At 68.4% G+C, this 22,308-nt stretch carries 24 protein-coding genes; 15 read left to right on the top strand and 9 right to left on the bottom strand.

Annotated elements, in window-relative coordinates:
• Positions 1–24 precede the first annotated feature (24 nt).
• The 3 genes from AB3X08_RS19185 (at position 25) to AB3X08_RS19175 (ending at position 4,077) form a co-directional block, all read left to right on the top strand.
• Entirely contained in the window at positions 25–831 is an 807-nt protein-coding gene (locus AB3X08_RS19185) for a DODA-type extradiol aromatic ring-opening family dioxygenase (protein ID WP_369934384.1), read from the top strand.
• Positions 832–931: 100 nt separating this feature from the next.
• Positions 932–2,176, top strand: coding sequence for a putative DNA modification/repair radical SAM protein (locus tag AB3X08_RS19180; protein ID WP_369934382.1), 1,245 nt, complete (start codon positions 932–934; stop codon positions 2,174–2,176).
• A gap of 452 nt (positions 2,177–2,628) precedes the next feature.
• Positions 2,629–4,077 carry a UdgX family uracil-DNA binding protein gene (locus tag AB3X08_RS19175; RefSeq protein WP_369934380.1) on the top strand — a complete coding sequence of 483 codons (1,449 nt, stop codon included), beginning with the start codon at positions 2,629–2,631 and terminating at the stop codon, positions 4,075–4,077.
• A gap of 75 nt (positions 4,078–4,152) precedes the next feature.
• Here the strand turns inward: AB3X08_RS19175 and AB3X08_RS19170 are convergent, their stop codons facing one another.
• Complete coding sequence (locus tag AB3X08_RS19170; protein ID WP_369934378.1) at positions 4,153–4,821, bottom strand: class I SAM-dependent methyltransferase; 669 nt, start codon at positions 4,819–4,821, stop codon at positions 4,153–4,155.
• Between the two features lie 268 nt (positions 4,822–5,089).
• On the opposite strand from AB3X08_RS19170, the gene AB3X08_RS19165 reads away from it, so the two are divergent.
• From AB3X08_RS19165 to AB3X08_RS19150, 4 genes are all read left to right on the top strand, one after another.
• Positions 5,090–6,727, top strand: a complete 1,638-nt coding sequence (locus AB3X08_RS19165; protein WP_369934377.1) for a Na+/H+ antiporter — start codon at positions 5,090–5,092, stop codon at positions 6,725–6,727.
• 339 nt (positions 6,728–7,066) lie between these two features.
• On the top strand, positions 7,067–8,014 hold the full coding sequence (locus tag AB3X08_RS19160; RefSeq protein ID WP_369934375.1) for an ABC transporter ATP-binding protein: 948 nt from the start codon (positions 7,067–7,069) through the stop codon (positions 8,012–8,014).
• A complete protein-coding gene (locus AB3X08_RS19155; RefSeq protein WP_369934373.1) occupies positions 8,011–8,772 on the top strand; it encodes an ABC transporter permease in 762 nt (253 codons plus the stop codon). The genes AB3X08_RS19160 and AB3X08_RS19155 overlap by 4 nt, the downstream gene beginning before the upstream one ends.
• A gap of 75 nt (positions 8,773–8,847) precedes the next feature.
• The gene (locus tag AB3X08_RS19150) at positions 8,848–8,961 is read left to right on the top strand and encodes a hypothetical protein (protein WP_369934372.1); all 114 of its coding nucleotides are present in this window, start codon (positions 8,848–8,850) and stop codon (positions 8,959–8,961) included.
• Here AB3X08_RS19150 and AB3X08_RS19145 read toward each other — a convergent pair.
• Complete coding sequence (locus tag AB3X08_RS19145; protein ID WP_185814098.1) at positions 8,921–9,163, bottom strand: DUF3297 family protein; 243 nt, start codon at positions 9,161–9,163, stop codon at positions 8,921–8,923. The genes AB3X08_RS19150 and AB3X08_RS19145 overlap by 41 nt on opposite strands.
• A gap of 146 nt (positions 9,164–9,309) precedes the next feature.
• On the opposite strand from AB3X08_RS19145, the gene AB3X08_RS19140 reads away from it, so the two are divergent.
• Positions 9,310–9,852, top strand: coding sequence for a DUF6630 family protein (locus AB3X08_RS19140; RefSeq protein WP_369934370.1), 543 nt, complete (start codon positions 9,310–9,312; stop codon positions 9,850–9,852).
• Positions 9,853–10,477: 625 nt separating this feature from the next.
• On the opposite strand, the gene AB3X08_RS19135 is transcribed toward AB3X08_RS19140, so the two are convergent.
• Together AB3X08_RS19135 and AB3X08_RS19130 are read right to left on the bottom strand one after the other, a co-directional pair.
• On the bottom strand, positions 10,478–10,762 hold the full coding sequence (locus AB3X08_RS19135) for a DUF4031 domain-containing protein (RefSeq protein WP_145705080.1): 285 nt from the start codon (positions 10,760–10,762) through the stop codon (positions 10,478–10,480).
• A gap of 7 nt (positions 10,763–10,769) precedes the next feature.
• Complete coding sequence (locus AB3X08_RS19130) at positions 10,770–11,309, bottom strand: hypothetical protein (RefSeq protein ID WP_369938580.1); 540 nt, start codon at positions 11,307–11,309, stop codon at positions 10,770–10,772.
• A 295-nt stretch (positions 11,310–11,604) separates the two neighbouring features.
• Between AB3X08_RS19130 and AB3X08_RS19125 the strand changes: the two genes are divergently transcribed.
• The gene (locus AB3X08_RS19125; RefSeq protein WP_369934368.1) at positions 11,605–12,468 is read left to right on the top strand and encodes a hypothetical protein; all 864 of its coding nucleotides are present in this window, start codon (positions 11,605–11,607) and stop codon (positions 12,466–12,468) included.
• A 490-nt stretch (positions 12,469–12,958) separates the two neighbouring features.
• Here AB3X08_RS19125 and motB read toward each other — a convergent pair whose 3' ends face one another.
• From motB to msrB, 3 genes are all read right to left on the bottom strand, one after another.
• On the bottom strand, positions 12,959–14,167 hold the full coding sequence (gene motB / locus AB3X08_RS19120; RefSeq protein WP_369934366.1) for a flagellar motor protein MotB: 1,209 nt from the start codon (positions 14,165–14,167) through the stop codon (positions 12,959–12,961).
• 10 nt (positions 14,168–14,177) lie between these two features.
• On the bottom strand, positions 14,178–15,032 hold the full coding sequence (gene motA, locus AB3X08_RS19115) for a flagellar motor stator protein MotA (RefSeq protein ID WP_369934364.1): 855 nt from the start codon (positions 15,030–15,032) through the stop codon (positions 14,178–14,180).
• A 516-nt stretch (positions 15,033–15,548) separates the two neighbouring features.
• Positions 15,549–16,013 (bottom strand): peptide-methionine (R)-S-oxide reductase MsrB, encoded by a 465-nt coding sequence (msrB, locus tag AB3X08_RS19110; RefSeq protein WP_369934362.1) that lies wholly within the window; start codon positions 16,011–16,013, stop codon positions 15,549–15,551.
• 137 nt (positions 16,014–16,150) lie between these two features.
• Here msrB and AB3X08_RS19105 point away from each other — a divergent pair, with 137 nt between their 5' ends.
• Positions 16,151–16,549 carry a hypothetical protein gene (locus tag AB3X08_RS19105; protein WP_369934360.1) on the top strand — a complete coding sequence of 133 codons (399 nt, stop codon included), beginning with the start codon at positions 16,151–16,153 and terminating at the stop codon, positions 16,547–16,549.
• Positions 16,550–16,686: 137 nt separating this feature from the next.
• On the top strand, positions 16,687–17,064 hold the full coding sequence (locus AB3X08_RS19100) for a host attachment protein (RefSeq protein WP_184413221.1): 378 nt from the start codon (positions 16,687–16,689) through the stop codon (positions 17,062–17,064).
• A 363-nt stretch (positions 17,065–17,427) separates the two neighbouring features.
• Here AB3X08_RS19100 and AB3X08_RS19095 read toward each other — a convergent pair whose 3' ends face one another.
• Positions 17,428–17,907, bottom strand: coding sequence for an Lrp/AsnC ligand binding domain-containing protein (locus tag AB3X08_RS19095; RefSeq protein ID WP_369934357.1), 480 nt, complete (start codon positions 17,905–17,907; stop codon positions 17,428–17,430).
• 148 nt (positions 17,908–18,055) lie between these two features.
• Between AB3X08_RS19095 and AB3X08_RS19090 the strand changes: the two genes are divergently transcribed.
• Both AB3X08_RS19090 and alr read left to right on the top strand, forming a co-directional pair.
• On the top strand, positions 18,056–19,363 hold the full coding sequence (locus tag AB3X08_RS19090; protein WP_369934355.1) for a D-amino acid dehydrogenase: 1,308 nt from the start codon (positions 18,056–18,058) through the stop codon (positions 19,361–19,363).
• The gene (gene alr, locus AB3X08_RS19085) at positions 19,342–20,415 is read left to right on the top strand and encodes an alanine racemase (protein ID WP_369934354.1); all 1,074 of its coding nucleotides are present in this window, start codon (positions 19,342–19,344) and stop codon (positions 20,413–20,415) included. The genes AB3X08_RS19090 and alr overlap by 22 nt, the downstream gene beginning before the upstream one ends.
• Positions 20,416–20,756: 341 nt before the next feature.
• On the opposite strand, the gene AB3X08_RS19080 is transcribed toward alr, so the two are convergent.
• Complete coding sequence (locus AB3X08_RS19080) at positions 20,757–21,326, bottom strand: DUF3016 domain-containing protein (RefSeq protein WP_369934352.1); 570 nt, start codon at positions 21,324–21,326, stop codon at positions 20,757–20,759.
• 207 nt (positions 21,327–21,533) lie between these two features.
• On the opposite strand from AB3X08_RS19080, the gene AB3X08_RS19075 reads away from it, so the two are divergent.
• Together AB3X08_RS19075 and AB3X08_RS19070 are read left to right on the top strand one after the other, a co-directional pair.
• Positions 21,534–22,004: a hypothetical protein gene (locus tag AB3X08_RS19075; protein WP_369934350.1), complete on the top strand. Its 471-nt coding sequence runs from the start codon at positions 21,534–21,536 to the stop codon at positions 22,002–22,004.
• A gap of 17 nt (positions 22,005–22,021) precedes the next feature.
• Positions 22,022–22,270: a hypothetical protein gene (locus tag AB3X08_RS19070; protein WP_184413231.1), complete on the top strand. Its 249-nt coding sequence runs from the start codon at positions 22,022–22,024 to the stop codon at positions 22,268–22,270.
• Positions 22,271–22,308: the final 38 nt, after the last annotated feature.

Below are 22,308 nucleotides of genomic sequence, written 5' to 3'. Positions count from 1 at the left end.
CATCCCCCTTGGAGAATGTCCGTCATGTCCCGTCTGCCTTCGCTCTATATCTCGCATGGTTCGCCGATGACCGCGCTGGATCCGGGCCTGGTGGGCGTGCGCCTGGCCGAACTGGCGGCGACGCTGCCGCGTCCGCGCGCGATCGTGGTGGCATCGGCGCACTGGCTCGGACGGCGGCCGATGGTCGGCGCGGCGGCGCAGCCGCAGACCATCCACGACTTCGGCGGCTTCCCGCGCGCGCTGCACGAGATGCAGTATCCGGCGCCGGGCGCGCCGGCGCTGGCGCGCGAGGTCGCCGAACGGCTCGAGCGCGCAGGCCTGCAGCCCTACGTGGACGAACGCCGCGGGCTGGACCATGGCGTGTGGGTGCCGTTGTCGCTGCTGTACCCGCAGGCCGACGTCCCGGTGCTGCCGCTGTCGATCCAGCCGGAACTGGGCCCCGCGCACCAGCTGGCGATGGGCCGCGCGCTGGCACCGCTGCGCGACGACGGCGTGCTGCTGGTCGGCTCGGGCAGCATCACCCACAATTTGCACGACTTCGGCCGCTACGCCGAAGGCAAGGATGCGCCGTACGTGCGCCCGTTCATCGAGTGGGTGGAACAGGCCTTGTTGCGCGAGGATCTGCCGGCCTTGCTCGATTACCGCCGGCAGGCGCCGTTCGCCGAGCGCGCGCATCCGACCGACGAGCACTGGTTGCCGATCTACTTCGCGATGGGCGCGGCCGGCGAGCAGGGGTTGGGCGCACAGCGCATCGATGCCGGCATCGACGCCGGGATGATCGCGATGGATCTGTACCGCTTCGACGGCGGCGCGCAACGCCTCGCCGCCTGAGCTGGCGGCCGCGCGGGCCGGCCTGAGCGGTTCATCGCGATGAAGGCGCGACCGCATCGCCGTCTCACAGGCTGAGACGGCAAGCAGGCATCGTTTCCGGGTGAATACCCTCGAAAAGCTCGCCGTGCTCGCCGACGCGGCCAAATACGACGCCTCCTGCGCCTCCAGCGGCGCGGACCAGCGCCATTCGTTGCGCAGCGGCGGCATCGGCAGCACCGAGGGCATGGGCATCTGTCATTCGTACACGCCCGATGGCCGCTGCGTGTCGCTGCTGAAGATTCTGCTGACCAATTTCTGCGTGTTCGATTGCGCGTACTGCGTCAATCGCGTGTCCAGCAACGTGCGCCGCGCGCGCTTCGCGCCGGCCGAAGTGGTCAAGCTGACCCTGGACTTCTACAAGCGCAATTACATCGAGGGCCTGTTCCTGTCCAGCGGCATCATCCGCAACAGCGACTACACGATGGAACAGCTGGTGGAAGTGGCGCGACAGCTGCGCGAGGAGCACCGCTTCGCCGGTTACATCCACCTCAAGACCATTCCCGATGCGGCGCCGGAACTGCTGGCCGCGGCCGGCCGCTACGCCGACCGGCTGAGCATCAATGTCGAGCTGCCGACCGAGCAGGGCCTGACCCGGCTGGCGCCGGAGAAGAGCGTCGGCGGCATCCGCGCGGCGATGGGCGAGCTGCGCTGGCGCATCGAGGAAAGCAAGGAGGCGCGCAAGGCCGAGCGCAAGCTCAGCGCCAAGCCGCCGCGCTTCGCGCCGGCCGGGCAGAGCACGCAGATGATCGTCGGCGCGGACGCGGCCGACGACCGCGCGATCCTGCGCACCAGCCACAATCTCTACGGCAATTACCGGCTGCGGCGGGTGTACTACTCCGCGTTCAGTCCGATTCCCGATGCGTCCTCGAAGCTGCCGCTGCAGGCGCCGCCGTTGCAGCGCGAGCATCGTCTGTACCAGGCCGACTGGCTGCTGCGGTTCTACGATTTCTCGGTGGAGGAGATCGCGCCGGAGGCGGCCAGCGGCATGCTCGATCTGGACGTGGATCCGAAGCTGGCCTGGGCGCTGCGGCATCCGGAGCGGTTTCCGGTGGATCTGAATACGGCGGCGCGGGAGATGTTGTTGCGGGTGCCGGGGTTGGGCACGCGCAATGTGGAGCGGTTGTTGTTGTCGCGGCGGCATGCGCGGTTGCGCGTGGGGGATCTGGCGCGGTTGCGGATGCCGATGAAGAAGGTGCTGCCGTTCGTCAGTGTGCTGGATCATCATCCGCGCCAGCGTTTGGACGATCCGCAGCGGTTGCGGGCGCAGTTGGCGCCGGCGCCGCGGCAGGGTGGGTTGTTTGATTGACTTGGTGGGGTGGGGGTGGTGTTGGGGTGGTGCGCTGGTTCGTGCAACCGCAGCTGCAACCGCAACTGCAAAGGCAGTTGCTGAAGCAAGAGCAAGATCAAGAGCTTTCGCGCCGGTCGGCGCGAGTCACTTTTGTCTTGGCAAAAGTAACCAAAACCGCTCCCGCCCGACGCGAGCCGGTGCGATACAGCTGCACCGGTCCCCTGCGCTCCTCGCGGCGAGCGGCATTTATCCCCTTTTCGGGACGGCGCCCAAACTCGCTTCGCTCAAACAGGGGCGCCTCTTCGGCCGCTCGCCACTGCGGTGCTCGGCTCGCTTTAAGGCGGGAAGTTTCAAAAGCAAGATCACCGGCAACAGCAACAGCAACAGCAACAGCGGTCGATGTTGCTTTGGTAATGAGGGGGTTGGTGTCTGTCGCGCTGGTGTGGGGGCGGTGATGCGAGGGGGGAACCGTGTTTCGGGCTGAGGTGGTGCCGGGGTGGAGTCTGGAGGCGTGGCGGGTGGCGGCGCGGGCGGCGTGGTGTGCGCAGGTGGCGCCGGAGTCGGTGCTCTGGGAGGGGGATGCGCAGGGTGGGTTGCTGGCCGGGACCGATGTGGTTGGGTTGCCGGCTACGGTGGCGGCGCCGCGGGTTTCGGCGGAGTTCCTGGCGTTGGCGGGGGCGGCGCTGTGCCATCGCGATCCGCAGCGGCATGCGTTGCTGTATCGGTTGTTGTGGCGGATCGGGTCGGGCGAGCGTGCGCTGTTGCAGCAGGCCACCGATGCCGATATGCACCGGGCGCAGCAGTGGGCGCAGGCGGTGCGCCGCGACAGCCACAAGATGAAGGCGTTCGTGCGTTTCCGCGAGGTGCCGGGCGAGGAGGAGGCGTTCGTCGCCTGGTTCGAGCCGGAACACCACATCGTCGATCGCATCGCGCCGTTCTTCGCGCGCCGTTTCGCCGGCATGCGCTGGGCGATCCTGACCCCGTACCGCAGCGTGCGCTGGGACGGTGCGGCGCTGCAGTTCGGCGCCGGCGCGCAGCGCGCCGATGCGCCGGCCGACGATGCGCAGGATGCGCTGTGGCGCACCTACTACGCCAACATCTTCAATCCGGCGCGGCTCAACCCGGACATGATGCGTCAGGAGATGCCGCAGAAGTACTGGAAGAACCTGCCGGAGACGCAGCTGCTGCCGGGCCTGATCCGCGATGCCGGGCAGCGCGTGCGCGAGATGGCCGAGCGCGCGCCGGAGCCGGTGCGCCGGCGCATTCCCGCGCCGCCGCCGCCGGCCGCGATCGAGGCCGATGACAGCCTCGATGCGCTGCGCGCGGCGGCGCGCGAGTGCCGGCGTTGCCCGCTGTGGCAGCCGGCCACGCAGACCGTGTTCGGCGAGGGACCGCGCGATGCGGCGGTGATGGTGGTGGGCGAGCAGCCCGGCGACGAGGAGGACCTGAGCGGGCGGCCGTTCGTCGGCCCGGCCGGGCGCCTGTTCGATCGCGCGCTGCACGAACTCGGCATCGCCCGCGCCGGGCTGTACGTGACCAATGCGGTCAAGCATTTCCGCTTCGAGCAACGCGGCAAGGCGCGGCTGCACCGCAACCCGGAACGTGCGCAGGTGGAGGCCTGCCGCTTCTGGCTGGCCGGCGAACTGGCGCGGGTGCGCCCGCGCGTGGTGCTGTGCCTGGGCGCCACCGCCGCGCGCGCGGTGCTCGGCAACGGCTTTGCGCTGATGGCGCAGCGCGGGCAGTGGCAGGCGCTGGCCGACGGCAGCCGCGCGCTCGCCACCGTGCATCCGTCGTGGGTGCTGCGCCAGCGCGGCGGCGAGGCCGGTGCGGCGGCCTATCGTGGCTTCGTCGATGATCTGCGCCGGCTGGCGCAGGCCGGGGAGACGCCGCGCGTCGTGAATCCGGACTCGGGCCGCTGAGCGTCGCATCGCGCCTGGCGATCTTCACTCCGGGATTTCAAGCTCGGCGCATCCGCCGCCGCGCCGACCGCGGGTTCAGCGCCGCTGCAGCACGTAGCTGTTCTCGAAGCCATGCGCGCAGCCCAGGACATGGAAATCGTTGAAATAGCCGGTGGCCCTGAGCAGGTCGACCGCGGGGCCGACTTCCGGCGAGTGCAGGTGGTCGCCGTAGTCGTCGAACACCACGAACCCGCCGGTCACCACGCTGGGCGCATACAGCAGGAAATCCAGCAACACGTTGCGCCCGGTGTGGCCGCCGTCGATATGCAGCAATGCCACTTCCGGGTTCATGTTGTAGAAGTGCTGGGCGCAGAATTCCGAGTAGCCGCGGATGAACTGCGCATTGGGCAGCAGCAGCTGGCGGTAGTGATTGAATTCCTCGAACTGGTTCGGCAGGGCAAACGGATCCATGCCGATGACGCGGCGCTGGCGATTGCTGATCTCGTTCATCAGCACCAGCGACTTGCCCTTCCACACGCCGATCTCCACCAGGTCGCCGGGGATGCCCTCCAGCAGCAGGCACAGATACCCCAGCAGCCGCACGTGATCGTGGAACGACAGTTCGCGCCGTTCCATCGCCTGTTCGGCCGGCAGGCCGGCCTGGGCCTGCTCGAAATGCGCGCCGATCAGGTTCCAGACCTGGGTGACGTTGTCGCTCACCGTCGGGTCGTCGATGAAACGGTTGAGGTCTTGGATGCTGAGCATGGCGTCTCCGACGGCGGCGGTACGTAGAGTTCGGGCTGCGTGATGATCGGTTCGATGGTAACGCGTGACGCGCTGTGGCGCCGGTCGCGCCGGTCGTGCCGGTCGTGCCGGTTTGCCGCTCTGCGCGCGTAGTCCGCGCTGTTCCAGGCCGCCGCCTAAATGTCGCGCGCGCTTGCCACTGGACATCGCGCCTGCGGTGCGCTTTGCTTGCCGCTTTCCCCCATTCATGGTGCGGTGCCATCGGCGCGGCGCCGCCGTCCGGACGAGCATGCATTCGATCGAAGTGGTGTTGGCGATGTTGCTGGCGGTGGTGGCCAGCGGCTATCTGGTGCGCCTGTTGCCGTTCTCGCTGCCGTTGCCGCTGGTGCAGATCGGCCTGGGCGCGGTCATCGCCGGGGTGTTCAAGAAGGGCTATGCGCTGGAGCCGGAGCTGTTCTTCCTGCTGTTCCTGCCGCCGCTGCTGTTCCTGGACGGTTGGCGCATTCCCAAGCAAGGCCTGTTCCGCGACAAGGGCGCGATCCTGGAGCTGGCGCTGGGGCTGGTGGTGTTCACCGTGGTCGGCGCCGGTTTCCTGATCCACTGGATGATTCCGGCGATGCCGCTGGCGGTGGCGTTCGCGCTGGCCGCGGTGGTGTCGCCGACCGATCCGATCGCGGTGTCCTCGATCGCGGCGCGGGCGCCGATCCCGAAGCGGCTGATGCACATCCTGGAGGGCGAATCGCTGCTCAACGATGCGTCGGGCCTGGTCTGCTTCCAGTTCGCGGTGGCCGCGGCGATGACCGGCGCGTTCTCGTTGGCCGACGCCTCGCTGACCTTCCTGTGGGTGGCGCTGGTCGGCGTGGCCTCCGGCGTCGGCGTGACCCTGGGCGCGAGCCTGGCGCAGCGCTGGATCTGGCGCCAGGTGGGCGAGGAGCCCGGCGCGGCGATCCTTGTCAACCTGTTGCTGCCGTTCGCCGCATACCTGCTGGCCGAGGCGATCAACGCCTCCGGCATTCTCGCCGCGGTCGCCGCCGGCATCAGCATGAGCTACGTGGAACTGAGCGGCCGCGCCCCGGGCAGCATGCGCGTGCAACGCTCGGCGGTGTGGGACATGGTCCAGTTCACCCTCAACGGCATCATGTTCGTGCTGCTCGGCGAGCAGTTGCCGGGGATCGTGCAGGGCGCGGTGCACAACATCGACGAGGCCGGGCACCTCAATCCGTGGTGGCTGCTGGGCTATGCGCTGGCGATCTATCTCGGCCTGCTGTTGCTGCGCTTCGTGTGGGTGTGGCTGTCGCTGCGCTGGAACCTGCTCAAGGCGCGGCGACGCGGCGAGGCGCGTCTCAGCCCACCATGGCGGATCGTGGTGGCGGCGTCGCTGGCCGGCGTGCGCGGCGCGATCACCCTGGCCGGCGTGCTGACCTTGCCGCTGTTGCTGCCCAACGGCACCGCGTTCCCGGCGCGCGATCTGGTGATCTTCCTGGCCAGCGCAGTGATCGTCACCTCGCTGCTGGTCGCCAGCGTGGCGCTACCGCGGCTGCTGCGCGGCCTGGAGCTGCCGGAGGAACCGACCGACCGCCTGGAGGAGGACCTGGCCCGGCGCGAATCCTCGCGCGCGGCGCTGGCGGCGGTGGAGAAGCTGCGCCAACGGCTGGTCCACGACAGCGAACATGCCGACCTCTACAACGAGGCGGCGATCCGGGTCAGCGCCCTGTACCAGCGCCACCTCGACCATGGCGAGGTGATGGAGAGCGATCCGGAAGAGGCGCGGCGGCTGGACGACGTGCTGCGCCAGCTGCGCCACGCCGGCCTGCAGGCCGAACGCCAGGAGCTGTTCAAGCTGACCCGCCAGCGCAAGATCTCCGACGAGATCGCGCGCAGGCTGATCCGCAATCTGGATCTGCTGGAGGCGCGGCGGAAGAATTGAGGAGGGGCCGGGAATCGGGAATGGGGAAACGGGAATGGGAAGAGCAAGCTCCGCTGCGGTGTGATGCGTCGGTGGCGTGCACACGGTACGCACGCGGCGTTGTTAGGCTTCCTTCAAGGTTGGGAATTGGGAACGGGGAGTCGGAATACGAAGAGCTAGGCTGCGCGCGGCCCGGCTTTTTCGATTCCCCATTCCCGACTCCCTATTCCCAGCACCTCAGACTATCCCGCATGCGGGAGACTGCTTCCGCTCATCGCGGTTTATCGCAGCGTCGCGGCCCTCTACCCTGTCGGACGTTCGTCGCGGCGGCCGCTCCGATCCACCGCGCAAGGAGTTCGTGTGTCGCCGATCATTTCCATCCAGCAGCTCACCAAGACCTACGCCGGCGGTTTTCAGGCGTTGAAAGGCATCGACCTGGACATCCAGCGCGGCGAGATCTTCGCCCTGCTCGGTCCCAACGGCGCCGGCAAGACCACGCTGATCAGCGTGGTCTGCGGCCTGGTCAATCCCAGCTCCGGCACCGTGCTGGCCGACGGCCACGACATCGTGCGCGACTACCGCGCCGCGCGCGCCAAGATCGGTCTAGTGCCGCAGGAACTGGCCACCGATGCGTTCGAGACGGTGTGGGCGACGGTACGCTTCAGCCGCGGCCTGTTCGGCAAGCCGAAGAATCCCGCCTATCTGGAGCAGGTGCTGCGCGACCTGTCGCTGTGGGACAAGCGCGACAGCAAGATCTCCACCCTGTCCGGCGGCATGAAACGGCGCGTGCTGATCGCCAAGGCGCTGGCACACGAGCCGAGCATCCTGTTCCTGGACGAACCCACCGCCGGCGTGGACGTGGAGCTGCGCCACGACATGTGGCAGATGGTGCGGCGCCTGCGCGAGCAGGGCACCACCATCATCCTGACCACGCACTACATCGAGGAAGCCGAGGACATGGCCGACCGGGTCGGGGTGATCAACCGCGGCGAATTGGTGCTGGTGGAGGACAAGCGCACGCTGATGCGCAAGCTCGGCAAGAAGCAGCTGGCGCTGACCCTGCAGGCGCCGCTGTCGGCGCTGCCCGCGGCGCTGGCCGCGCAGCCGCTGGAACTGTCCGCCGACGGCGCCGTGCTGACCTACACCTACGACGTGCAGGCCGAGCAGACCGGCATCGGCAGCCTGCTGCGGCAGCTGGAGGAGCAAGGCATGGAGATCAAGGACCTGCATTCCAGCGAAAGCTCGCTCGAGGAGATCTTCGTCAACCTGGTGCGCCCGGCTGCCGCCCGCGCGGAGGCGCGCGCATGAACCTGCATGCGATTGCCGCGATCTACCGTTTCGAGATGGCGCGTACCTTCCGCACGCTCACCCAGTCGATCGCCTCGCCGGTGCTGTCGACCTCGCTGTACTTCGTGGTGTTCGGCGCGGCGATCGGCTCGCGCATGGGCGCCATCGACGGCATCAGCTACGGCGCCTACATCATCCCCGGGCTGGTGATGCTGTCGTTGCTCAACGAGAGCGTGTCCAACGCCTCGTTCGGCATCTACATGCCGCGCTGGGCCGGCACCATCTACGAGGTGCTGTCGGCGCCGGTGGCATGGTGGGAGGTGGTGATCGGCTATGTCGGCGCGGCGGCGAGCAAGTCGGTGATGCTGGGCCTTCTGATCCTGGTCACCGCACGCGCGTTCGTGCCGTACGAGATCGCGCATCCGCTGTGGATGTTCGGCTTCCTGGTGCTGACCGCGCTGACCTTCAGCCTGTTCGGCTTCATCATCGGCATCTGGGCCGACGGCTTCGAGAAGCTGCAGGTGATCCCGCTGATGGTGGTGACCCCGCTGACCTTCCTCGGCGGCAGTTTCTACTCGATCAGCATGCTGCCTCCGCTGTGGCAGAAGATCAGCTGGTTCAACCCGGTGGTGTACCTGGTCAGCGGCTTCCGCTGGGCCTTCTTCGGCAAGGCCGACGTGCACATCGCGGTCAGCGCGAGCATGACCGCGGTGTTCCTGGCGCTGTGCCTGCTGGTGGTCTGGGCGATCTTCCGCAGCGGTTACCGGCTCAAGTCCTGAGCCGGCGGCGGCGCGCTGCATCCGTAGGACCGTCAAAGTGTCATTGGCGGCCGGCCACCGCCGATCATCGTCGGCATGGGTGCGGCCGCGGGTCGCCGTCGGCAGCGCGGCCAGCGCACGGCGCCGCGCGCTCGCCGCGCTTTCGGGGTCAGTTGGTTTCGAGGTAGTAGGCCTCGACCGCGCCCTTGATCTTCATCGTCATCGGATTGCCGCGGCGGTCGCGCGCCTTGCCGACCTGCACGCGGATCCAGCCTTCGCTGACCGAATACTCCTCCACGTTGTCGCGCTCCACGCCGTTGAAGCGGATACCGACGCCGCGCGCCAGCGCCTCGGCGTCGTGGAAGGGGCTCTGCGGGCTGATCGCCAGGTGATCGGGAGGGGTATCGCTCATCGTCGTGGGTTCGCTTGGCGGCGGGTGGCGCCGTCTTCCGGGTGCGAAGGATAAACGTCTGCGGCGTCGCTGCCGAGTTTCGCCGCGCTTCCGTCGCCGCGCCCGGCGCGGCACACTGCGCATCCCGTACTGCCCGATCCGCCGTCATGCCCGACAACAGCGCCGACTACGAAGACCCCGACGACCTCAGCGACCTGGACGAGGACGATCCGGATACCCAGCAGGGCTTGATCTGGAACCTGCTGCTGCTGATCAATCCCGGCGACGAGGAGACCGCGCTGCGCCAGTTCAACGCCTACCGCGAGGCGGCGGGCGACATGGAGAGCGACGGCGACGGCTGGCTGTGGACGCTGAAGGACGCCATCGACTGGACCTCCGGTTTCTACGTGGACGGCGGCGACAGCGAAGCGCTGATCGGCGCGATCAACGAACTGGCCGCGCGCTGGAACCTGCGCATCGACTGGGGCGGCGACATCGACGACGAGGACTTCCTCGGCGCCCACGACACCGCCTCGCTGCTGGCGGTGGCCTACGACCGCCTGCGCGAATACGGCTACAGCGTCTGGTGCTGGGACACCGGCGGCGACGATCGCGCCGGCTGGATGGCGCTCAGCCGCGACGACGAGGACATGCAGCGCCTGGCCGCGATCCTGGGCATCGACCTGCGCCCGGGCAGCGATCCGTTCTAGGCATGCCCGCCGGACTCGGGAATTGGCGGTGCGTAAGTCCTGTATGCCAGGGCGTCCGCAGCCTCCCGTGGGAGCGACTTCGGGGCATCTCTAATACCTTCCTTCCGGAAGCTGAATGTTGCGCGTGGCGCTGGCGTGTCGTGTTCCTGTCGCGGCTGAAGCCGCTCCTACAAGGGCGTGGCGCATGTTGTAGGAGCGGCTTCAGCCGCGACAGAAGGACGAAGTGGCCGTAATGCCAAAGCATCCTGAAAAACGCGGTCGCAACGCCACCTAGTCCATCGCCAATGCGCCACTTCATGGCATCTCGAACGCATCTGCCGGACCTGCGGGCTGGGCGTGTCGGCGTCTCGCAACTGCGTCGACGTGCTTTTGGGGTTATTGAGGTGTCCTTCAGTCGCGACGAGCGAAGCGGTGGAATGTTTGCGGCTTGGATGCAGTCGGGACTGAAGTCCCTCCCACAGCGCACCCAGCAACTAGCCGCCAATTTTTTGTAGGAGCGGCTTCAGCCGCGACGTAACGAAGTCGCGAGAGGCAGTCGCCTCGGCCTCTGCCAAAAGCGCTGGGCCAATGCATCCACAGGCCCGCGCCGCTGCAATGCGCAGTACGCCGGTGCTATCACAAAGCTTCAATCGGCCTCGCCGCGCGCCTGCGCACGCGCCTGGCGGATCAGCGCCTTCATCAACGCACGATCGGTATGCCGCGACACCGGCACCGCGCCAAGGCGGATCGCTTCGTCGCGCAAGGCGGCGGGCACGTCGTAGTGCGCGCCGCTGAGCTTGTTCTGGAACGCGCGACGGGGAATGCCCAGCCGCGCCGCCATCGCATGCAGCTCGTCGAGCGTATCGGCAAGCAGGTGTCCCCAGCGCTGGCCGCGCCAGGGATGCACCGCATCGTCGATGTAGACCGCCATCGCGCGATCAGGCTGGCTTGCGCTTGCCGTCGGCGTCCGCTTCGGCGTCCGGAGCCGCTGCCGCGTCGTTTTCCGTCTTGCCCGCCGCTGCCTCGGCATCCGCGTCATCGGCAGCCACGTCGCCGGCCTCGGCGTCGCCCTCTTCTTCGGCGGTCGCGTCGTCATCGCCTTCTGCGAACTCGGCGACCAGTGCGTCCAGATACTCTGCCGCGGTCTTGCCCTCGTCGGCGGCAAGGTCGTCGATCATCTGCTGCAGCTGGGTCGAGTAGTCCAGGGTGATGGTCTTGCCTTCCTGCTCCTGCACGTTGGCCAGATGCTTGAGCATCGCCAGCATCGGCACCGGATTGTCGGCGTTGCCCATGGTCTGGCCGCCGACCGACAGCAGCCATTCGCTGCCCTGCAGGCCGATCGCGGCGAGCACGCGGCCACTTTCGTCCTGCAGCACGGCGTGGTTGGCGATGGGTTGCTCGCGGCCCAGTCGGGCAAAGGCGCGTTTGGGTTGCTGCTTCTTGCGCTTGTCGCGCTTGGCTTTGGATTGCTTGGACACGTTCGTCTCGCTCGCGGAGTGGCCGCCATTGTAAGCGGGGCGGCCGGGCATGACCTTCGGCATGCTTGACGACATGTGTAGTCAGGCCTAGTTTTGACTACAGTTGTAGCTATCCAGTCCGCCATCGCTGCCCGATGCACGCGCCGTGGCTTCGTAGCCGCGCGGCAGGTGCGCCTGGCCCCGCGATCGGCAACGCGCGTTGCACCGACGCACGGTTCGCGTCGGCGTCGGCGCCGCTGGTTACTACGGCGTAGGCCCTCGCTTCGTCCATCCGCCATGCCCCAGGAGATCCGCCATGCTGCACTCGAACCTTCCGCTTTGGCGCCGCGGCGCCACCTTGCTGGTCCTGGCCGGTGCCACGGCCGGTGCGATCGCGTCCGTGCAGGCGAGCGCCCAGGCTGCGGTCAGCGACATCGCCGCGCCGGCCGAACCGGCGTCGCCCGCAACGCCGCCCGCTCCGCCCGCGCCCGTGGTGCCGCCGGTACCGCCGGTACCGCCCGCGCCCATTGCCGGCGCGCAGCATCTGACGATCAGTTCCAACATCACCACATTGTCGGACGATCGCCGCAATGCCTCGGTGCTGTTCGAAAAATTCAGCACCAACATGTACGGCAGCAGCGACGACCTGCGCGAGGCGCGACGCGCACGCCGCGGCGACGAGACGCTGTGGTGGATCCGCCGGGACGGCAAACGCTACGTGGTGCGCGATGCGGCCACGATCCAGCAGCTGAAGGCCGCCTATGCGCCGGTCGAAGCGCTGGGGCGGCAACAGGGCGAACTGGGCGAGCGGCAGGGGCGGTTGGGCATGCGCCAGGGCGAGATCGGCCGGCAACAGGGCGTCATCGCACAGAGCCAGGCAGGCGAGGCGATGGAGCAGGCCAGGCGCGCCAGCGACCAGGCACGGCTCGCCGCCAGCGGCGGCCAGGCCGCTGCCCGATCCGCGGCACGCAGTGATGCCGCGCATGCGGACTTCGCGCAGCAGATGGCTGCGCTGGAAACGCGACAATCGGCATTGGCCGAACAACAGGAGGGTCTGGCCCGGCAACAGGAGGTGCTGGCGAAGCGCCAGCAGGTCGCCGATGCGACGCTGCAACGCGACATCGAACGCATCACCCGCCAAGCGATCGCGCAGGGCGTGGCGCAACCGCTGCCGCAGTGAGGAACGTTACGCGTAGCTGGTGATCCGGGGCGTAGGACCTCTCCCGCAGTGCGCCGGCAAGTGGCCGCGAGCCCCTGTAGGAGCGGCTTCAGCCGCGACAAGCAAAGTCAGAAGCCACGCCGTTGCCGGGCTGTACGTCGGGGTTGATACCCGCCTGCAGCGCACCCGGCAAGTTGGCCGCGAGCCCTTGTGGGAGCGGCTTCAGCCGCGACGGACAAAGTCAGGCGTCACGACGTGCCGGGTTGCCTGTCGGGGTTGAAACCCCTCCTGCAGTGCACCCGGCAAGTTGATCGCGAGCCCTGTGGAAGCAGCTGCGACCGACGAAGTCGGGAACCGCGATGCCGCCGGTCGTCTGCCAGTGGAGATACCCGCAGTGCAATCAGCGCCATAACCGCGAGCTTCTTGCGAAAGTTGCTCGCGACCTGGCTTGATCAAACTTCGGCCGTGGCCGGAGCTCCCGCAGCTCGGGCACAGCACGAGAAGAAAGGCCTCAGCGTTGCGCTGGACTCTCGCTGTTAGCGGCCGTTGCCGTCGACGGCGTGGCACCGCTGCGGGGCGCGTTGCCGGTGACGCTGTTGACCGCGCGGATCGCTTCGCGGGCGGCGTCGGCCGCGACCTCCGGCGAGGTGGTGCGTGGCGGCGCGATCGTCACCGTCGCCGGCTTGGCGACGCTTGCCGCCGGCGCAGCGGCATTCGCTGGCGGAGTCGCAGTCGTCGCCGCAGTCGTCCCCCCGACCGGCGCCGAGGCAGCGGCGGCGCCAGCGCTCAGGTCCGGCACCTTGGTGTCGGCATCGCTCTGACGCTGGCCCAGCGCCACGGCGTGATCGCTGCCGGCCAGCGCCGCATCCTCGGCGTCCTTGGTCATCACCACGATGCTGATGCGGCGGTTGATCGGGTTATCCGGATTCTGCTTGTCGAACAGGACCGAGGACGACAGGCCGACCACGCGCGACACCTTGTCATCGCCCATGCCGCCGGCGACCAACTCGCGCCGCGCCGCATTGGCGCGGTCCGCGCTCAGCTCCCAGTTGCTGTAGCCGTTCTTGCCGCTGTACTGGGTGACGTCGGTGTGGCCGGTGATGCTGATGTGGTTGGGCACTTCGTTGATGAAGCCGGACAGCTCGTGCAGGATGTCGCGGGTGTAGGGCTTGAGCACCGCGCTGCCGATGTCGAACATCGGCCGGTTCTCCTTGTCCACGATCTGGATGCGCAGGCCGTCCGGCGTCAGGTCCAGCAACAGCTGGTCCTTGAACGGTTCCAGTGCCTGGCTCTTGTCGATCGCTTCCTTCAGGTCCTGCATCAGCGTTTCCAGGCGCTGCTTTTCCTTCTCGCGTTGCGCCGTCTTGCTTTCCGTGTCGCCCGCCAGGCTCTTGCTGCCGAACGGATCCTTGTTGTTGCCGCGCTGGATGTCCGCGCTGCCGCCGAGCTTGATCATCGAGGTGCTGGCGCCGCCGGGTCCGGCCATGCCTGGGCTCGGCGCAGGACTCTTGCCCTCCAGCGGGCTGGGATTGCGGAAGTATTCGGAGATCGCCATGCGCTGTTCCTTGGTGGTGGCCGCGACCAGCCACAGCACCAGGAAGAACGCCATCATCGCGGTCACGAAGTCGGCGAACGCCACCTTCCAGGCGCCGCCATGATGGCCGCCGCCCTGGACTTTCTTGACCCGGCGGATGACGACGGTAGCTTTGGCTTCGGGCATGGCGGCAGCGCTACTTGATCGTCTTCAGGTGCGTCTCGAAGTCCGAGAAGCTCGGCCGCACGTTGCTCGGCAGGGTCTTGCGCGCGAACTCCAGCGCGATCTTCGGGTTGTAGCCGCGCAGGCAGGCCAGCAGTGCGGTCTTCACCGACTCGAAGATGCGGCTGTCCTGTTCGGCGCGCGCTTCCATCGCCGCCGCCAGCGGCGCGACGAACCCATAGGCCAGCAGGATGCCGAGGAAGGTGCCGACCAGCGCGGCGCCGACGTGATGGCCGATCTCTTCGATCGGGCCGCCGATCGAGCCCATGGTGATGACGATGCCCAGCACCGCGGCGACGATGCCGAAGCCGGGCAGACCATCGGAGACCTTGCTCAACGCATGCGCCGGCGCCATCGCCTCGTGATGGTGCTTCTCCAGCTCCAGTTCCAGCAGCGGCTCCAGCTCGTGCGGCTCGATGTTGCTGCCGATCATCAGGCGCAGGCAGTCGGTGATGAAGTCGAGCAGGTGATGGTCGGCCAGCACCTTCGGGTAGTTGCTGAAGATCGCGCTGTCGGACGGTTTCTCCACGTGGTCTTCCAGCGCCATGAAGCCGTCGCGCCGTGCCTTGTTCAGCAGTTCGTAGATCAGGGTCAGGGTGGCGCGGTAGTCGTCGGCCTTGTACTTCGGGCCCTTGAACACGCCGGCGACGTCGGCGAGGGTCGCCTTGACGATCTTGCCCGGGGTGCTGACCAGGAACGCGCCCAGCGCCGCGCCGCCGATGATCATCAACTCATAAGGCTGCCATAGCGCGCCGAGCTTGCCCTTTGAGAGGACGAAGCCGCCGACCACGCTGATGATGACGACAAGAAAGCCAACGATGATGAGCATGGCGGAAGCAGCCTGCGAGCCGGAACGGGGATACCTCCATTTCGGCCCGGCGGCGGCTTTCTGAAGGTGGCGGCCTGGCCGCGCCTGCGTGAAGACACATGTGAAGACGCTAGGTGTGCCGGCGCTGCGGTGACGTACGCCGGCGTCTGGAGGCCTGATTTCAGCCGGTCGCGCGGCCGGTGTGTGCTTCCCTGAGCGTATCGCGTTGTCCTAACGGGTTAAGCGTGGCGGTTTCACGCAAGGGTTTCGCCACGGTTGCGCCCGGCTTCGGCGTGTCACGCAGCGCGGGCCGCATCGGCCCGATGCATGCGCGGGCTACGGCCGTGCAGCCGCAGCGCCGCAGGTTGGCGCGTCGCAACGCACGCAGCTTGCATCGCTATCGCCGCAGCGTCGTGGGCGCAGCGCAGTGGCGTGCGGGTCCGCGCACGCCGCGGGATGCCGGCCTGCATGCGCTGCGCGGCAGTAGCGGCAAACAACCCAGGAGATGCGTGGGTCTCCTGTGTGTCGCGGCGTCGATCAGGCTGGTTCGGCGTCGCCGCCGCCGCGCTGCAGCGGGTTCGGCAGCGCCTGGCCCTGTTCGGTGAACTGCAGCGACACCGAGTTCAGGCAATGCCGCTCGCCGCTCGGCGGCGGGCCGTCCGGGAACACATGGCCGAGATGGCTGTCGCAGCGGGCGCAGACGATTTCGGTGCGGATCATGCCGTGGCTGGTATCGCGGATCTCGCGCACGTGGGCCGGATGGTAGGGCGCGAAGAAGCTTGGCCAGCCGGTGCCCGAATCGAACTTGGCGCTGGAGCGGAACAGTGGCAGCCCGCACAGCCGGCAGCTGTAGACGCCCTCCAGTTTGTTGTCCAGGAATACGCCGCAGAACGGCGCTTCGGTGCCGTGCTGCAGCAACACCCGCCGCTCCTCGGCGTCGAGTCCGGCGATCAGGCGCTCGCGTTCGGCGGACGTGGGAGGCGTGAGGTCGAATCGGCTCATGGCGGGGGCCTGTGGTGCGGAGGGATGCGCACAAGATGAGGGCGCCGCCGCAGCGATCAAGCCGCGGCGGCGGGCATCGACGTGGCGCCGCGGTTGCGCTAGCGTCGGCTTTCCCATCCTGGCGCTACGGAGCGGTTGTGCATCCTTCCCTCGTTCGCATGGCGGCGATCGCGCTGCTAGCGCCGGCGCTGGCGACGGCGCAGAGCCTGAATCCAGCCCCGTCGTCGCCGACCGCCACCCGCCAATCGACCGCGCTGGAGTCGGCACCGGTGCCCAAAGCCGCGCCGGTGCGTTCCAGCCTGGACGACCGCCCGGATGCCGCGTCGTCGCCCGCGCACAAGCCCGCCAAGGCCAAGCCGGCAGCCGCCAACGGCGTCAACGCCGCGGTCGACCGCCGCCCGGTCAAGCTGTACGACCGCAGTGGTCGCGTCATTCCCGGCGCGGTCCAGGTCGGCCCCAACCGTGTGCTGGACACGCGCAGCGGCCGCTACTACAGCACCGTACCCAGCGGCGACGGCCAGCGCATCAACGAATAGGCGCCGCTCGGCGGCTGCCATGGCCGTAGCGTGAAAGCGCGACAACGGTCCGTCGTCGCGATCCTCACGAACCGCTTCCTAGACTGCTGCGACGCAGGCGTTCCCGTGCCTGCGCCGTACCTTCGCTAGGAGAACCGATGAGCAAGCTTCCCGACAACACCCTGGTGGTCGTCGCCGATCGCGTCAGCGCGCGCCTGTTCCGCACCAATCTGGCCGGCGAGACCTCGCTGCTGGAGCAGACCGAAGTGCTGACGCCGACCCCGATCGAGGGCGTCGAAGACGGCGACCGGCCGATGACCATGGACGAGGCCGGCTTCGTCCGCCAGCTGGCCGAGCGCCTGTATCAGGACGCGCTGCGCAGCGACTTCGAGCACCTGGTGCTGGTCGCCGATCCGCAGACCCTGGGCCAGCTGCGGCCGCTGCTGCACAAGGAAGTCCAGAAGCGGGTGGTATCAGAACTCGCCAAGAACCACGCGCACACGTCGCGCGACGAGCTGGAAAAGCTGCTGGCGTAAGCGCGTTTGTCGCGCAGGCCGGTGCGGTGGGCGTTGTGCATGGCGCCCACTTGCTTCTCCCTTCGACAGGCTTTCTTCTCCCGTCGGGGCCATGGCCCTTTTCGGGTAGGGTGCTCCGCAGACGGATGAGGGTATGGGAGCAGCCTCGCGCACCCAAACTCCGCGAGACGCTTTCGCGCCGGATCCTCACCCCAACCCCTCTCCCGGCGGGAGAGGGGCTAGCTGCAGTTTCTCCCATTGGGAGAAGGTGCCCCGAAGGGGCGGATGAGGGTACGGGCGCAGCCTCGCGCACCCAAACTCCGCGAGACGCTCTCGCGCCGCACCCTCACCCCAACCCCCTCCCGGTGGGAGAGGGGCTCGCGCTCAGTCGGCGATCGGCAGGCTCAGCGTCTCCTTCACCTCTTCCATCACGATGTAGCTCTTGGACTCGCGCACGTGTGGCAGGGTCAGCAAGGTGCTGCCGAGCAGCTTGCGGTACGAGGCCATTTCGCTGATCCGCGCCTTGAGCAGGTAATCGAAGTCGCCGGAGACCAGATGGCACTCCAGCACATTGGGCAGCTTCAACGCCGCGCGGCGGAATTCCTCGAAGATGTCGCCGGACTTGTAGGCCAGGCTGATCTCCACGAACACCAGCAGGCTGGCCTTGAGGAAATGCGGGTCCAACCGCGCGTAGTAGCCGGTGATGGCGCCGTCGCGTTCCAGCCGGCGTACCCGTTCGGTGCACGGCGTGGTCGACAGGCCGACCCGCTCGCCCAGTTCGGTGAAGGAAATACGCCCTTCCTGCTGCAGGATGCGCAGGATCTTGCGGTCGATCTTGTCCAGTTCACGGGCGCGTGCGGTCATGGCGCGGGTCTCGGTGGGTCGGGGCAGGGGATTGCCCTGCTAGGTATGGGAAAATCAGTTAAAAATCCTGGCTTGTGCTTCATATACTGCCTCTAAACCCATCCATGGCGCCATTCAGCCAGGGATTTGATCCGACAGAGGTAAGCGCATGCGGGTTCTGGTTCTCGGCAGCGGTGTGATCGGCACGGCCACGGCGTGGTATCTGGCGCGCAGCGGCTGCGAGGTGACGGTGGTCGATCGCCAGCCTGCGGCCGCGCTGGAGACCAGCTATGCCAATGCCGGCCAGGTGTCGCCCGGCTACGCCTCGCCGTGGGCCGCGCCCGGGGTGCCGCTGAAGGCACTGAAATGGCTGTTCCAGCGCCATGCGCCGCTGGCCATCACCCCCACTGGCGACATCCACCAGTATCTGTGGCTGGCGCAGATGCTGCGCAATTGCACCGCCGAGCGCTATGCGATCAACAAGGCGCGCATGGTGCGGCTGTCCGAATACAGCCGCGACTGCCTGGACCAGCTGCGCGCCGACACCGGCATCGAATACGAAGGCCGTCAGCTCGGCACCACCCAACTGTTCCGCACCCAGGCGCAACTGGACGGCGCGGCCAAAGACATCGAGGTGCTGCGCGAGTACGGCGTGCCCTACGAATTGCTCGACCGCGCCGGCATCGCCCGCATCGAGCCGGCGCTGGCCAGCGCCCCGGCCAACCTGGTCGGCGCGCTGCGCCTGCCCAACGACCAGACCGGCGACTGCCGCCTGTTCACCCAGCGCCTGGCCGCGCTGGCCGCCGCGGCCGGCGTGCAGTTCCGCTACGGCGAAACCATCGATGGCCTGCTCGCCGATGGCGACCGCCTCGACGGCGTGCGCATCGGTGGCCGCCTGGAGCGCGCCGATCGCTACGTAGTCGCGCTGGGCAGTTATTCTCCGCAGCTGCTCGCGCCGCTGGGCATCCGCCTGCCGGTGTATCCGTTGAAGGGCTATTCGCTGACGTTGCCGATCCGCGACGCGGCGCTGGCCCCGATGTCCACGATCCTCGACGAAACCTACAAAGTCGCGATCACCCGCTTCGACCAGCGCATCCGCGTCGGCGGCATGGCCGAACTGGCCGGCTTCGACCTGTCGCTGCCGGCGCGGCGGCGCGCCACCCTGGAAAACGTAGTGAACGACCTGTACCCGCGCGGCGGCGATCTGGCCCGCGCCGAATTCTGGACCGGGCTGCGCCCGGCCACGCCCGACGGCACCCCGGTGGTCGGCGCCACCGGCTACCGCAACCTGTTCCTCAACACCGGCCACGGCACCCTCGGCTGGACCATGGCCTGCGGCTCCGGTCGCTACCTGGCCGACCTGATCGCCCAGCGCCAGCCGCAGATCAGCGGCGAGGGCCTGGACATCTTCCGTTATTCGCGCGGCGCCTCGGCGCCCGTGGCAGAGGCAAGTTCGTGCGTCCAGCCCGTGCATTGATCGATCTGCAGGCGCTGCGCCACAACTACCGCCTGGCCCGGCGACTGGGCGGCGGCAAGGCGCTGGCGGTGGTCAAGGCCGATGCCTATGGGCACGGCGCGGTGGCCTGCGTGCGCGCGCTGGAAGCGGAGGCCGACGGCTTCGCGGTGGCCTGCATCGAGGAGGCGCTGGAGCTGCGCCAGGCCGGCATCGCCGCGCCGATCCTGCTGCTGGAAGGGTTCTTCGACGCCGACGAACTGCCGCTGATCGCCGAGCACCGGCTGTGGTGCGCGGTGGCCTCGCCGTGGCAGGTGGAGGCGATCGCCGCCTACGCCGCGCCGCAGCCGTTGTGCCTGTGGCTGAAGTTGGACAGCGGCATGCACCGGCTGGGCCTGGCGCCGGACGCATTCCGTGCCGCGCACGCGCGGCTGAGCGCGCTGCCGCAGGTCGAACGGCTGGTGCTGATGAGCCATTTCGCGCGCGCCGACGAACTGGACAGCGCGCGCACCCTGGAGCAGGCCGAGGTGTTCCGCCAGGCCACCGCCGGCCTTGCCGGGGAGACCAGCCTGTGCAACTCGCCGGGCCTGCTGGGCTGGCCGCACCTGCACAGCGACTGGGGCCGCCCCGGACTGATGCTGTACGGCGCCGACCCGTTCGCCGCCGGTGCCGAGCTGCCGGGCGAGCTGCGCCCGGTGATGACCTTGCAGTCCCGGGTCATTGCGGTGCGCGAGCTGGCGACCGGCGAGCCGGTGGGCTACGGCGCGCGTTTCGTCGCGCCGCGGCCGACCCGGGTCGGCGTGGTGGCGATCGGCTATGCCGACGGCTATCCGCAGTTCGCACCGAACGGCACGCCGGTGCTGATCGACGGCGCGCCCGGGGAACTGATCGGGCGCGTGTCGATGGACATGCTGACCGTGGACCTCACCGACCACCCGCATGCCGGACTCGGCAGCGAGGTGCAGCTGTGGGGCGCGCAGCCGCGCATCGATACGCTGGCGGTGCGCTGCAGCTCCAGCGCCTACCGCCTGCTGTGCGGACTCAAGCGCGCGCCACGGCAGTACCTGGACGGCTGAGCGGCGCACGCCCACGCCTGTCTGGCACATGCAGCGCGGCGGCTGTCCTGTACCGCGCTGCACTTCGCGGGCACGGCATCGGCCGCGACGAGCGGAGCGACAGACCTTCGGCTTCGGTCGGATACCGCCGGGCCGAAGCCCTCCTGCAGTCCCCGACATGTCAGCCGCAAGCGACTGTGGGAGCGACTTCAGTCGCGACGAGCGGCGCGGTGGATGCGCCGCAACCGGATCGTGTCGGGCTCCGAGTCCCTCCGCAGGCAAGCGCGTCGCAGCGCAGCGTTCTCGCTCTTGTAGGAGCGGCTTCAGCCGCGACAAACGCCCACCCGAAGCCACACCACCGCTCAGCGTTCGGCCACCGCCGCCTTGTCGCGGAACTGGCGGCGCAGCCAGTCGTCGATCATCCGCTTCTCATAGCGCAACGGATCGGTATTCAGGCCGATCGAATTGTTCATCAGGTAGCTGCTGTCGAGCAGCTTGCGCTCGCCTTGCTCCAGCACCTGTCCGTCGGCGCCGTACAGGGTGAAATTCAGGGTGATGCGCGGCGGATAGATGTCGCGCATCACCCGCACGTCGTTCCATTGCGGGCCGTGCCAGCCCTCGTAGTCGCCGGCACGCTTGATGTCGGTCAACTCCACGTCCATTCGCTGGCCGGGCGCCAGCTGCTTGCTGGCGCGCTGCTGCAGGTAGTCGGCCAGGTCGTGCACCCAGTCGCCGCGCTGCGCTTCCCAGCGATTGCGGCTGTAGCGCAGTTCGCTGAAGGTGGCGGGGTCGGTCCAGCGCACCTGCACCGGGCTGTCGCCTTCGGTGCTGCGCGGGGCCTGCGGATCGGTGACAGTGCGGACTTCGGCGGAGGCGCCGCCGGCCACCAGGCAGGCCAGGGCCAGCGCCGTCCAGGCATATCGGATCTTCATCGCGGATCTCCACGGAAACGGCCCCGCCAGTGTGTGCCTGCGCGGGCGCCGCCGCAATCGTACCGCGGCCGCTGGCGATCATCGTTCTTCGCCGGTTCATGGGTCGCGGCATGTGACATGCGGTTCACGCTGCGTCGCCGCGTGCTTCACGCCGCCCGCGCGACCATGGGCACATTCGCACATGACCACGATTCGGGGATCGATCGCATGAAGATGCCGCTGTTCCACCAGGCCCACGCAGCGTCGGATGTCCGCCTGCAGTTCATCGACTGGGCCAAGCGGCACGGGCACAGCCCGGCGAGCGGCGCGGCCAGCTTCGTCGATCAGCAGGCGGACCTGGATGCGGCCGCGCGCCACCTGCGCCTGCATCCGGGCGAAGACGTGCGCCAGGAACTGCGCCGCTACCTGGCCTCGCTGGGCGAGCAGCAGGACGTGGCTGTACAGTTCCCGCCGATCTACGCCTACCGCAGTCCGCAGGGGCAAGCGTTCCGCTACTCGCTCACCCTGGTCCTGGCCGAGAGCGGGGTCGAGTGGAAGGCGCGGGTCTGGACCGGCCTGGAGTATCTGGGCCTGATCGTCGGCCGCGGCGCCGGCCCGCGCGCCAACTACACGCGCCTGGCGCGGATGGCGGTGGAGCACGAACTGGCCAGCGACAGCCCGCGTTTCACGCTGGGCTAGAGAACAGGAGACCGCGCATGTCCTACGCCATCTCGCCCGACGACGTCACCGCGCCCGAACAGTGCCGGCAGCAATGCCGCGAACTGGGGGTGGCGCGCGTGCAGCAGATGCTGGACCAGTCGCCTCCGCCGTCGTGGCGGCAGGAGGCCGAACGCTGGCTGGACGAGCAGGCGCTGCGCAGCGCGCGTCTGACCCAATGGGGCGTCATCGCCGGTATCGCGCTGTCGTCGTTGGGGATCGTGCTCGTCGTCGCTTTTCTCTGGTGATCCTGTCTCCCTGCTTGGCCGGCCAGCCTGGCCGGCTT

Origin of the sequence: Xanthomonas sp. DAR 34887 (genome assembly GCF_041245805.1) — a bacterium.
Lineage (GTDB): Bacteria > Pseudomonadota > Gammaproteobacteria > Xanthomonadales > Xanthomonadaceae > Xanthomonas_A > Xanthomonas_A tesorieronis.
Note: the sequence above shows the minus strand (reverse complement) of the source record. Positions and strands in the feature narration are given on the sequence as shown.